We start from the raw sequence: 11,378 nt of genomic DNA on the forward strand, positions 1-11,378 counted from the left end.
GCTCTTCTCCTCAGTTCCACGGTAATTTGTCGAGATCCACATTGCCGCCCGTCACGATCACGCCGACGCGCTTGCCGGCAAAGACATCAGGGTTCTTCAGGATGGTCGCCAGCGGCACGGCGCTGGACGGCTCCATCACGATCTTCATGCGCTTCCAGATCAGCTTCATCGCGTCGACGATCTCCTGCTCGGAAGCCGTCAGGATGTCGGTGACGTTGTTCTTCACGAAATGCCAGGTCAGTTCCTTCAGCGGCACTTTCAGGCCGTCGGCGACCGTTTCTGGCGCGTCGTCGGCGATGATGCGGCCGGCCTTGAAGCTACGGTAGGCGTCGTCGGCCTGCTCGGGCTCGGCGGCGTAGATCTTTACGCCGGGCGCGAGATTGGAGAGCGTCAGGCAGCTTCCCGACACCATGCCGCCGCCGCCAATCGGCGCGACCACGGCGTCGAGACCGTCGACCTGCTCGATCAACTCGGCAGAGCAGGTCGCCTGCCCGGCGATGACACGATGGTCGTTATAGGGATGCACGAATTCCGCGCCGGTCTCGGCAACAACCTCGGCAAAGACGGCCTCACGCGACGAGGTTGACGGCTCGCATTCGACGACACGACCGCCGTAGCCCCGGACCGCATCCTTCTTAGCCTGCGGCGCGGTGCGCGGCATCACTACGGTGCAGGGAATGCCGCGCCGACCAGCTGCATAGGAAAGGCAGGTTCCGTGATTGCCGGACGAGTGCGTTGCAACACCCTTCTTCGCCTGCTCGTCGTTCAGGCCAAACACCGCGTTCGACGCGCCGCGCGCTTTGAAGGCCCCAGCCTTCTGAAGGTTCTCGCACTTGAAGAAGAGTTCGGCGCCAGCAAGTCCATTGATGAATGTCGATGTGAGAACGGGTGTGCGATGAATATGGGGTTCGATTAAGGCTCGTGCTGCAAGCACGTCGGTAAGATTCGGAATGTACATATCCAAGCGCGCTCCTTACGCTGTAATCGCTGCGGCGCCTCGATCGGTATCGCTCGGATCGAGAGCAACAGCATCAAGTTCGATGAGGTATCCATGATGAAGCGCCGGCACTGGAACGACCGACCGGGCAGGACGCGCTTCACCGAACGCCTTGGCATATGCTGCGTTGAAGCTGCTCCAATGCTCGACGCCGACGATGTAAGCTGTGACTTTCACGACATGAGAAGGCGTCGCACCAGCCGCCTCGAGTACGGCCAGCAAATTCCGGAGAACGAGACTGGCCTGGTTATCGAAGAGATCGTCAGATTGCTCCGACTGGCCTTCTGGTTTGATCGGAAGCTGACCGGAAACATGAATGAATCCACCCGCTCGGGCCGCCTGACTGTAGTGACCCAAAGGCTTCGGGGCGTGACTCGTTAATATGTGTTCTATTTGCGCCATTTCGCGTCTCCGAGGTGATTGCGAGGTGCAGATTGATCTTGACACCGGCTCTGCGCTGTACTCACGACCGCGTAAGTACTTAACTTGCCGGACCCGTTTGCTTGGATTTGCCAATACCAAAGCGGTTTGGTGCGAAGGGCGAAATGTCGATTGAGGTCTTTTCGCCTGCGAGGAGCTCTGAGACGAGCGTTGCGGTCATCGGCGCCCCTGTCATGCCGAGATGACCATGGCCGAAAGCATAGATTACGTCGGGTGTCCGGGTTGCCCGGCCAATCACGGGGAGCGAATCCGGGATGCTCGGCCGGAACCCCATCCATTTGGAATATCGTTCTTCAGAACTCGCAGGCGCGAGGGCTGGAAGAAGTTTTCGAGCGTGCGTATAGAGCACATGCGCACGTTTCCAGTTAGGAACGGCTGTGAGCCCAGCGAACTCAACCGTACCCGCCACGCGAAGCCCCATTTCCATAGGTGTCGCGATGAATTTTCCTGACGCATCGGTCGTCGGAATGCGTGGAGCGGCTTCCGGATTCGCGATGACGATATGATATCCACGTTCGGTATCGAGCGGGATGTCATCGCCTAGCGAATTAGCAAGTGATTTCGAGTGTGCGCCGGCTGCGACAACCGCTGCATCAACGGCCAGAACGCCGTTCGTGGTTGTAATGCCTTTAAGCGCCCTACCTTCAGTCTCAAAGCCGATGACACGCGCAGATACGAATTCGCCACCGTTCGCGATAAAACGCCGAAACAAGAGGGTCACGAGCCCTTGCGGATTAATCGTGTGACCGTTCTCTTCTATAAGAATGCCCTTGGTAAACGCATGCGACAAGTTCGGATCGAAATCCCGCAACGCATCGGCGCTGAGGATCTGCGTGCGAACACCGTTGAGACGCCGCAGTTCCCAACCTCCGCGGTCCTTGGCGAAGTCTGCTTCTCCACGATATACGGTCAGATGACCTTCATGGCGGATCAGATGGCTCGCATCAGCCTCCTCCGCCAATGACTTGATCAGAGGCACCGTGGACTTGATGAGATTGCGGAGTGCTTTCGCCTGCTCCTTCACCTTGTTTGGTCTTCCGGCTAACAGAAAGCGAATCAACCAGGGCATGATGGTTGGAAAATAGCTGAACCGGATTGACAACGGCCCCATCGGGTCAAGGAGCCACTTCGGTACGCTCGTCAAGTTTCCCGGCATGGACATAGGGACGACGGATGAGCCGTTGAAGCATCCGGCATTCCCAAACGATGCACCTTCGCCAGGAGGGTTCGGGTCAATCAAGGTGACTTTGAATCCGCGGCGCTGAAGCATCAGCGCCGTGCATACGCCGACGATTCCGGCTCCAGCGATGCCTACTTTTTTGTGGTTCTCAGACATAGGATGCTCCCGCGGAGCCGACAGTCTCTCGCTGCCTAGCCACCGTTTCGCGGTAGGTGATAAAATTCGGCGTGCCTTACCTTGCTGCGGTAACGACGATTTCGATCAGGACGTCCTGGCCAAGATCTGAAACCCCTATCGTCGCACGCGCGGGCAAATCCTGTGCGTCGAGCCAAGAAGTCCAGACGTCGTTCATCTCTTGCTTCAGGTTCATGTCAGTGATGAACAAGGTCGCGGAAATTAGTTTCGTCTTGTCGGTTCCCGCTTCTGCGAGGAATTTGTCGAGCTTGGCACAAACTTGCGTCGTTTGGGCCCGCATCGAGGCGCCCTTGAGTTCATCGGCCAGCACGCCACCGAAGTAAATCACATCAGCATATTCAACTGACCGATGCATGATTGGTGTTCTGTCTCGACGTGTGATCATCGTCTTGCTCCTGCATTCATGGAATCGTGCCAACTACAGGTCGCGCTGTAGGCAGGATTCGGTGTTAGGCACTGCAGCTACGTCCGGCTCCACACCTCAGCCCTGGCTGCCTTCATGCCGCCTATATGCATAATATTTCAACATGATAACGCTTAGTCAAATGCCAATTATTGCGCTATCTATAATCAAATATTATATTATCGACGGAGGTTGAACGGCCAGATGCTGTCGGTCTCGCTGTTCCTGGCATGCCCTATGGGTCGCCTGGAATGGGCCCAGAAGATCAGCGTGAAGCTTATGATGTGTTCTTGATCCGCCGGGATGGTAGCAGCGAGGTCTTTACGAGCTATTCCGCAGCTTAGGGTCAGGATTCATAACCAGTAGATGACGAGGGCGGCGAGGGCGATCGCCGAAAGGAAGACCTTCGGGCACCGGTCATATCGGGTGGCGACACGCCTCCAGTCTTTGAGTCTTCCGAACATGATCTCGATGCGATTGCGCCGCTTGTATCGGCGCTTATCGTATTTGACCGGTGTCTTGCGTTTCTTCCGGCCTGGGATACAGGCGCGTATCCCCTTGTCCTGCAAAGCTTCTCTGAACCAGTCAGCATCGTAGCCCCGATCCCCGAGCAGCCATTTGACGTTTGGCAGGCCGCTGAGCAATGCGCGTGCGCCGATGTAATCGCTGACCTGTCCGGCGGTGACGAACAGGTCGATCGGTCGTCCCTGACTGTCGCAGATGGCATGCAGCTTGGTGTTCATGCCGCCTTTGGTTCGACCGATCAGACGACCACGCCCCCCTTTTTCGCGGCCATGCTGGTCGCCGTTCGATGGGCCTTGAGATATGTCGCGTCGATCATCACGGTCTTCTCTTCGCCGTGCTCAGCGGCCAGACCTGCCATCATCCGGGCGAAGATGCCTTTCTCGCTCCACCGCTTCCACCGGCTGTAGAGCGTTCTCTGATTGCGGCCTCGTCAAGCGTGGGGTTGTGTCCGTCCGGGGTCATGGTTCTCTCCGAGGTCGCATTGAGCGCCTCATGATGGTTTTCGGCGGTGGATCGTCTCCAATGTCTTGTGCGGGGTGTGGCGCCTAGCCATCCCATGCTCTACAGCGAGATCGATCAACCTCCGTCCCGTTGGGACTGCGCTCCCCGCTTCAGGGGCGGGAACTCAGATCAGGCGGTGGCCTCATTTGTCCATTGATAGTCGGTTCCATTTTTCCAGATCGTCAGCATCAGCACGGCGATTTTGCGGGCCGTCGCGACCGCCGCCTTGCGGAAGCCGCGACGGCCGGCCAGTCGCACGGCCCAGCTTTTGAGCCGCGAGAAACGTTTCACCTGGTGGATCACGGATGACGCCGCCTCGAAGAGTAGCCCGCGCATTGCACCGTCACCGCATTTCGAAACGCGGCCCGACCAATCCATCTCGCCAGACTGATGCCGCTTTGGCGTCAACCCAAGAAAAGCGCCCACATCCGATGTCCGGCTGAACCGAGCGGGGTCATCAACCAAGGCTATGAAGCTGAGCGCGTTGACCGGACCAACACCGGGGATTGTCATCAGGCGTCGCGCGCTCGCAGCGCTTCCACGCACGCCCCTCGAAGCGATGGAATTCCTTAAGTTTGAGCCGATCGGGTCGCACCCATTGGAAGATCGGCCATTGAATATTATCGAGCAAGTGAATCAGACCTTCACCTATCTTGCTGCGGTGAAGGCGGCTGATCTTTTGATGCAATGGCATCCAGAAGCGGAAGGGTTCAGGCTCGCACCTGGAGCGCACGCACCAAAAGGGACGCTCGATGTGGAAAGCCTCGCACCCGGTATTGTCGGTGCTGAGACGTTCGCTGCTGTGCGCCCCGAAAACAACCGTAAGCTCGCCAATGATCTGACGAAGTTGGCTGGTCGCACTGAACATCATCGCTACGTATTTTTCATATCGCCCGCGTTTCCCAGAACGGAACGTTTGCCGGAAAAAGAGCGGAACAGTGTGAAGGTTTATTCCATAGCATTTAATGCATGATGGCATGCAATGCGCCTTTCATGCTTCAGTCTATACTTCAGATTTCACGCTCATAACCTCGCTCAGGTGAGAGAATTTGCTCATTCAGCCGTTCCTTTTCGACCACATATCGCAATGTCGCCCCTCGATCCGACTGTCGGCTCATCTGTTCTGCGAGGGCAGGCAATCCTGATGCCTGATCCTTCCCAACAAACACCTCTGTCTGCCCACGTGCGCGCGTCATGGCCACGTAGGCGCAGACATGGTACCTTCGGCCGGAGACATTCGCGGATGCCTTGGGCCGTATCGTCGACGCCCATCATGGCCTGCCCTTTGCGCAGCACTGGGGCGCGGTGGAGCACAGCTCATCGGATGGGCAGTTCTTCGCTGCCAATCGTGGCAGTGGGCTCATCAACGCCAAATACGGACCCGATCCCGGCCTGAAGATCTACTCCTTCTTGTCGGGTCAGTACGGATCGTTCCATTCCAGTGTCATCGGGGCGACCGCAGGCGAAGCCCCCTTCGTGCTTGATGGCCTCCTGAGCAATCCGGCCAGCTTCGACCCTCTTGTGCATTACACAGATACCGGTGGCGTATCGGACCACGTCTTCGCCCTGTTCCATCTCTTGGGGATGACATTCGCCCCGCGCTTGCGCGACTTTCCCGACCGGCGGCTGGCATGCTTCGGAAGCACGAAGGCGTGGCCCACCCTGTCATCCCTCATCGGGAAGCCCATCAACGAAGAAGTGATCCGGCAGCATTGGGGTGACATCATGCGTCTCGCCGCCAGCATCCGCGACAAGTCTCTCAAACCGTCTGAAATCCTGCGCAAGCTTGGAGCGTACCGCCAGCAAAACCGGCTCTACCTTGCCTTGGGTGAAATCGGCCGGATCGAGCGCACGCTCTTCATGCTCGACTGGATCGAAAACGCCGACCTGCGCATGGAATGCCACGCAGGCCTCAACAAGGGTGAAGCGCGACACTCGCTGGCTCGGGCCGTCTTTGCCCACTCACAAGGGCGCATTCATGATCGCTCTGATGCCGCCCAACAGAAGCGGGCCATGGCGCTCAACCTCGTCATCGCCGCCATCACGTTCTGGAATACGATCTACATGGACAAGGCCGCCAGCCACCTCGCGCAGACCACCCAGATCTACGACGTCAAGCTGCTTCCTCACACATCGCCCCTCGGGTGGGAGCACGTCATTCTATCCGGCGACTTCGATTGGCATTCTGGAGCCGCAGACCGCAAAATTGCGCGACCACTGAACATCAGGCCAGCCAGAGACTGGGGAACCTGATTGTGTTCGCTGAAAGTTCTTCCTTAGCGTGGTTCTACGAAGAAACCTTCCGATGGGGCCTCTTATCGTCATCCGCCGAAAGAAGGTCAGCCGTATCTTAAACGCTCAGCCCACTTGCCTCAGGAGATCAAAGATATTGGCTGGAAAGCACAGACGCGGCTTTGCAAGCGGTTCCGCCATCTGTCGAACACTGGCAAACCTCAGCCACGCGTGCTCGCGGCCATCGCGCGTGAACTCGCCGGCTTCATCTGGGACATCGCACGCAAGACGCCGTTATCCGCGTAATGCGGCAGCTCATACTGCCTGTGCAGTACGCTGGAGATGGCGGCCATTGATAGGGAAATCCTCGGACTACGTCGGGAAACATATCCGCTCTTAGAGAGAGGTAACCCGTATCGAATTTGGTCAGGCGGTAACCAATCCGCGGATGAGAGCATGATAATCATCGGTTCGGCCACCGTCTCCAGCGCCTGCACAGGCTACATCTTTGACCAACCCGTGTCAGCGGGGTAGATTAATCGTATCAGGAAACCCGATAACGCTCATGAGAACGTAGGATTCTGGGGTGGATTCCGGCTGAGTGCAGAATGACACCCTAAGGCATTTTGAGGACGCGGCTATTGAGGCCCATCACGCCCTAAAAAACGCCCTGCGCATCGGGCGGCAGGGCGAAATCCGCGATCGGACCGTCGAAGGTCAGCACTACCGTATGGCAGGGCTGAACCTGCTGGCCGCCATCATGGCCTAGCCGGCCCGAAGCTGCATATTTGGGCTCCTTCGGGAACAATGTGAGAACTTTTAGTCGTAGGAATTCCGCAGATACATTATGATGGTTTCAGCGGGCATCTTGTACCCACGCCCGTCGGAGACGCGCTCGGTGCTAATCGGGTACTTTGGTCTGTTGGGATTGATTGCTACGATCCGATGGAGGTCTCCGCGCAATTTGAAAGTCCGGCCATAGTCAGATGGCTCAAGGCCAAAATGTGGAGCAAGAACTTCAAAGAGGGCTTTGTCTGGCGAATAGATCGCGCCGCCTTCCATTGGAATACCAACACGGAAGCTGATGTCGAAACCGTGACGCAGGTCAACGTCGCTCAGCTCCCCACCTTCCACCGTCAAACCATGCGTCTCCGCCACCTTGAGGCACGCTTGCGTCATGTCCCGGCGCAGCTTTTCGCAGAGCGGGGGCGTCAGATTACGCGGTGGTGGTACTTTTGTGTTTGATGGGGCTGGTGGCTTTGCCACTGGCGATCGCTGCTTTGCTTTGCTCTTTTTCACATCAACGCCTTTGCTTTATAAACAGTGCCCCGCGATATTCCCATGTCACGTGCTATTTTCGTAGGCGACATTCCCTCTGACAGCTTGGCCTGAATGGTGGCCATATCGATTTTCGGGAGGCGGCCGCGATACACGCCACGTTGCTTGGCTGCGACAATGCCCTCGGCTTGCCGTTCCCGGCGCAGATACGTTTCGAACTCGGCAAAGACGCCGAGCATGTCGAAGAAGGCCTTGCCCGTTGCCGTGGATGTATCGACGGGCTGTTCAGTAGCCGCCAGATGCGCACCCTTGGATTTCAGGTGGGTGACGATGACCTGCAGATCACTGAGGCTGCGGGCCAGCCGATCAATGCGCGTGACCACCAGCGTTTCTCCTGGATGGATGAAGTCGAGGATCGTTTTCAGTTCAGACCGCCCCTTCAGGCTCGCGCCACTCTTTTGCTCGGTGCGGACCATGCTGCATCCGGCCGCTTTCAAGGCAGCAATTTGCGCATCAAGGTTCTGTTCGACGGTTGACGTACGCGCGTACCCAATTTTGGCCCGATAAGTGTTCATTTTGAGTGTGCCCTTGACATAAACTGTTCGTTATCGGGAAACCAACCCAAAGTGAACAAGAAATCCACTTGCTGTAGTGTTCATTCGCACTGTCACCACGGGTATACCCATAATGGCACTTCTAATAGTTACCTTGCACAATTGGGATCAAGGGCGCAGATTTCTCATGAAGGATACTCACAAAGATTTTTGAAGTGGCCTGGGATGAGAAAGAACAAACGAAAAATCAGCCATGCGCAGATGAACAACCGCCTAGAGGAATTCATCCGAAGCTTCGTCAACAACATCGGCGATGAAGCAGTCTCTATGAACAAGATCGATACGGCAACGCGCATATTTGTTGACGCTTTGACACCCTTGGAAAGGGGTATGCTTTTGTACGAAGGCGCGGTGCCAATCGAGCCCTCGCAGCTCAGTTCCAGCGATTATGACTATTACAGCAACAAGTATGGCGCAGAAAACATGGAAAAAGGCTGTTTCTTTCGCCTGCCATCTGGGAAGACTTCATTCACTTCTCACGAGCACAACCTGAAATACAAGGTTGGGAACTGATCAAAACCGTTTCCTTGAGGCGTGCATGATCTCTTTTTGTTCTCTTGTAAGCCCAAATACGCAGCTTCGGGCCCCTTGGGCCATCTTCACGATGCGATCTGAACCACAGCAGGTGCAGTTGACCGGGGCCTCGACCACAACGCGCTCACGCGGCAAGTGGTCTGGAAAGGGTTTGCGCACCGGTTTGCGCCGCGTGAAGGCGCGCACCGTGCTAATCGTATCCGCAGCAGCGGCCGCTTCAGCCGCCAGCGCATCCTCGGTGGCAGCTGCTTCCAACTCCTCGAGCTGCAATTCCAGCTGATCGATCAGCCGCGCACGGCGCTCGGAGGAGATGCCGTATTTGTCACGCCGCAGCTTGGCGATCTCCAGCTTCAATTCCTGGATCATTGCCTCCGTGCAGGATGCCAATGCGCGGGCCTGCGCCAACTCAGTTTCAGCAGCCTGCGCACGGGCTTGTGCAGCCTCAGCCGAGGCGGTTTGCGCGGCAAGCGCGGCGCGCAATTCGGCGATTTGCAAGGCGGCATCTGACATGGCAGATGCCTATCATGAACACGGCGAAAGGCCAATAAAAACAGGTGCTTCTGTGAAGATTATCCAGCTGTTTCAGGCCTTTGCGTCCAGCGCGGGTTCCTCCAGTCGATCCCTTCCAGAAGATAGCCGAGCTGGGCTGCCGATATCGCTACCGCCGTGCCGCCCTGGCTCACAGGCCAAATGAACTTGCCTGCCTCGAGGCGTTTCACATATAGCGACATGCCGACCCCATCATGCCAGAGCAATTTTACCAGATCACCTTTGCGACCCCGGAAGCAAAAGATCTCACCCGCATGCGGGTCACGCCCAAGGCCCTGCTGGACAGACAACGCCAAGGTGTTCATCCCGCGCCGCATGTCCGTCACACCACCCGCAATCCAAACCTTCGTGCCCGCCGGAAACGCGATCATGACCGCACCAGCAGGCCATTGAGCAGACGCGCAGCAGCCTCCATGTCAAAGCCGGAGGGGATCGTCACGCGACACCGAGGGCCAAGGTCGATCGTCAATACAGGCGCTGGCGGCGCTGGAACATCATCAGGGCCAGAACAGTCTGCGACCTGAAGGACGCGCAAAAATTGCGGCATAGCCCCAAGCAGCCCATGCTTGTGCCTATATCGCCAATCGTAAAGCTGTGATCGCGAAATATCATGGCGCCGCGCGACCTCAGCCAACGTCACGCCATCGCCATGACTTTCCTCGACGATGCGGATTTTCTCGTCATCCGTCCAACGCCGACGACGGCCGGTATCAGAGACCGACAAAACTTGAATACGGCCAGTGTCTTCGTGTGCGTCCATAAGGACACTCGATAAACGTTCAGCCCGCTCAACAGCCAGACGGCCCTCCGCGAATGCTTACGAACATTCAGATCGTTGGTCGCCACATCCTGTACCGCCCCTGCCCAGTCACCTCGCGGATCAGGCCGTGCGTTTCCATCCAGGCGAGGTTGCGCTGAACGGCGGCGCGGCTGATGCCAGTCATGGTCTCGGCCATCGGGGCGGAGACGAGTGGCCATTCGGTCAGAACTGCGCACAAGGCTGGGGGCGTGCGGCCCGAGAGTGGGATCATCTCGGTTTTTGCCCGCGCTGACCATGCTTCGATATCGTCTAGGTGGCGCACGGCGGTCAGGCAGGCGGTCTCCATCCCGTCAAGCCATCGCGCCAGACGGTCAGCGGGTGAGCCGCCAGCGCGCAGCCCCCCTGCCCCACCCATGGCCAGAGGTGAAAAGACCGCTCCCTTGCCCTCGCTAGCCGCGATCCGCGCGGCCGTGACTGCCGCTTCCATTCGATCGCCCTGCTGCCCAAGGCCCGCGAGGCTCCAGAGGTGATAACCCATACAGGCGCGGGTTATCGGGTGAAGATCGGCGACTTGTGCGATCAGGTCGAGCCAACCGCCCGCGCGATCCGCGAAAGGCTCGGCTTCATCTGCCATATTCTCGGGATCGCGGCGGTCGAGAAAGGCGGCCAAGTCCACCACTGGGCCTGGCCCCCCTGTCAGACGACGTACCGCCCAACCGACACGTGCAAGGGCTGCGGTGTCGTCGTGCGCGCCGGACAGGCGCATGGAGATCCAGAGCGCCAGCCGATCCGGGCCAATGCGATCACCCGCGAACCAGCTGAGGTCGGCAGCCTCGATCAGGGCAAGCCTGTGCCGCCATCCTTCCGGGCCGCGCTTCAGGCGGTCGTCCAGCGCACCGACGCGACCGGCCACACGGGCAAGACGCGCGGCATGACCCGCCTCTGCTTTCCGCCAATCGTCGAGGACCTCGGCTTCACGCGGTTCGGCCCGTGGTCCGGGCGGCAGATAATCCGGCTCCTCTTCCATCGGACCAGGCAGGAACCAATGTCGCTTTTCCTTCACGATTTCACTGCGTGGTTTTCACATGATTTCCGCAAGGTACCTCCGGAAGTGGCGCGGGTTTCTGCTTTGCGATTTCAATTTCATTATGGACTTCAATAGGTTTTGA

11 protein-coding genes and 6 pseudogenes are annotated in these 11,378 nt (G+C 57.9%); 5 read left to right on the forward strand and 12 right to left on the reverse strand.

Features of this window, described 5'->3' with window-relative positions; genetic code table 11:
* Positions 1–10: 10 nt before the first annotated feature.
* From bhcB to G3572_RS19865, 4 genes are all read right to left on the reverse strand, one after another.
* Complete coding sequence (bhcB, locus tag G3572_RS19850; RefSeq protein ID WP_162707492.1) at positions 11–958, reverse strand: beta-hydroxyaspartate dehydratase BhcB; 948 nt, start codon at positions 956–958, stop codon at positions 11–13.
* A 15-nt stretch (positions 959–973) separates the two neighbouring features.
* On the reverse strand, positions 974–1,399 hold the full coding sequence (locus G3572_RS19855; protein ID WP_011578813.1) for a RidA family protein: 426 nt from the start codon (positions 1,397–1,399) through the stop codon (positions 974–976).
* Positions 1,400–1,478: 79 nt separating this feature from the next.
* Complete coding sequence (locus G3572_RS19860) at positions 1,479–2,774, reverse strand: NAD(P)/FAD-dependent oxidoreductase (RefSeq protein ID WP_164615141.1); 1,296 nt, start codon at positions 2,772–2,774, stop codon at positions 1,479–1,481.
* Positions 2,775–2,850: 76 nt separating this feature from the next.
* Entirely contained in the window at positions 2,851–3,198 is a 348-nt protein-coding gene (locus tag G3572_RS19865) for a RidA family protein (protein ID WP_011578811.1), read from the reverse strand.
* A gap of 212 nt (positions 3,199–3,410) precedes the next feature.
* On the opposite strand from G3572_RS19865, the pseudogene G3572_RS19870 reads away from it, so the two are divergent.
* Positions 3,411–3,560: pseudogene (locus G3572_RS19870) on the forward strand (DUF411 domain-containing protein); the annotation flags it as partial.
* Between the two features lie 9 nt (positions 3,561–3,569).
* Here the strand turns inward: G3572_RS19870 and G3572_RS19875 are convergent.
* Positions 3,570–4,156: pseudogene (locus G3572_RS19875) on the reverse strand (IS5 family transposase); the annotation flags it as partial.
* 215 nt (positions 4,157–4,371) lie between these two features.
* A pseudogene (locus G3572_RS19880) lies at positions 4,372–4,773 on the reverse strand (transposase); the annotation flags it as partial.
* Between G3572_RS19880 and G3572_RS19885 the strand changes: the two are divergent.
* The 3 genes and pseudogenes from G3572_RS19885 to G3572_RS22200 form a co-directional block, all read left to right on the forward strand.
* The gene (locus tag G3572_RS19885) at positions 4,712–5,215 is read left to right on the forward strand and encodes a hypothetical protein (protein ID WP_164615052.1); all 504 of its coding nucleotides are present in this window, start codon (positions 4,712–4,714) and stop codon (positions 5,213–5,215) included. The pseudogene G3572_RS19880 and the gene G3572_RS19885 overlap by 62 nt on opposite strands.
* A gap of 233 nt (positions 5,216–5,448) precedes the next feature.
* Positions 5,449–6,495, forward strand: a pseudogene (locus G3572_RS19890) (Tn3 family transposase); the annotation flags it as partial.
* A gap of 622 nt (positions 6,496–7,117) precedes the next feature.
* Positions 7,118–7,237: pseudogene (locus tag G3572_RS22200) on the forward strand (Tn3 family transposase); the annotation flags it as partial.
* Between the two features lie 56 nt (positions 7,238–7,293).
* On the opposite strand, the gene G3572_RS19900 reads toward G3572_RS22200, so the two are convergent.
* Together G3572_RS19900 and G3572_RS19905 are read right to left on the reverse strand one after the other, a co-directional pair.
* Positions 7,294–7,773: a hypothetical protein gene (locus G3572_RS19900; protein ID WP_354004073.1), complete on the reverse strand. Its 480-nt coding sequence runs from the start codon at positions 7,771–7,773 to the stop codon at positions 7,294–7,296.
* Positions 7,770–8,327 (reverse strand): recombinase family protein, encoded by a 558-nt coding sequence (locus tag G3572_RS19905; protein ID WP_164615145.1) that lies wholly within the window; start codon positions 8,325–8,327, stop codon positions 7,770–7,772. Before G3572_RS19905 ends, G3572_RS19900 begins: the two co-directional genes overlap by 4 nt.
* Positions 8,328–8,531: 204 nt before the next feature.
* On the opposite strand from G3572_RS19905, the gene G3572_RS19910 reads away from it, so the two are divergent.
* Entirely contained in the window at positions 8,532–8,879 is a 348-nt protein-coding gene (locus G3572_RS19910; RefSeq protein ID WP_164615147.1) for a hypothetical protein, read from the forward strand.
* A gap of 3 nt (positions 8,880–8,882) precedes the next feature.
* Here G3572_RS19910 and G3572_RS19915 read toward each other — a convergent pair.
* From G3572_RS19915 to G3572_RS19930, 4 genes and pseudogenes are all read right to left on the reverse strand, one after another.
* Positions 8,883–9,410: pseudogene (locus G3572_RS19915) on the reverse strand (transposase domain-containing protein); the annotation flags it as partial.
* A gap of 59 nt (positions 9,411–9,469) precedes the next feature.
* Positions 9,470–9,820, reverse strand: coding sequence for an IS66 family insertion sequence element accessory protein TnpB (tnpB, locus tag G3572_RS19920; protein ID WP_164615149.1), 351 nt, complete (start codon positions 9,818–9,820; stop codon positions 9,470–9,472).
* Positions 9,817–10,209, reverse strand: a complete 393-nt coding sequence (tnpA, locus tag G3572_RS19925; RefSeq protein WP_164615151.1) for an IS66-like element accessory protein TnpA — start codon at positions 10,207–10,209, stop codon at positions 9,817–9,819. The genes tnpB and tnpA overlap by 4 nt, the downstream gene beginning before the upstream one ends.
* Positions 10,210–10,276: 67 nt before the next feature.
* Positions 10,277–11,236, reverse strand: coding sequence for a helix-turn-helix domain-containing protein (locus tag G3572_RS19930; protein ID WP_164615167.1), 960 nt, complete (start codon positions 11,234–11,236; stop codon positions 10,277–10,279).
* Positions 11,237–11,378: the final 142 nt, after the last annotated feature.

Origin of the sequence: Pseudotabrizicola algicola, from assembly GCF_010915705.1 — a bacterium.
GTDB classification, from domain to species: Bacteria; Pseudomonadota; Alphaproteobacteria; order Rhodobacterales; family Rhodobacteraceae; genus Pseudotabrizicola; species Pseudotabrizicola algicola.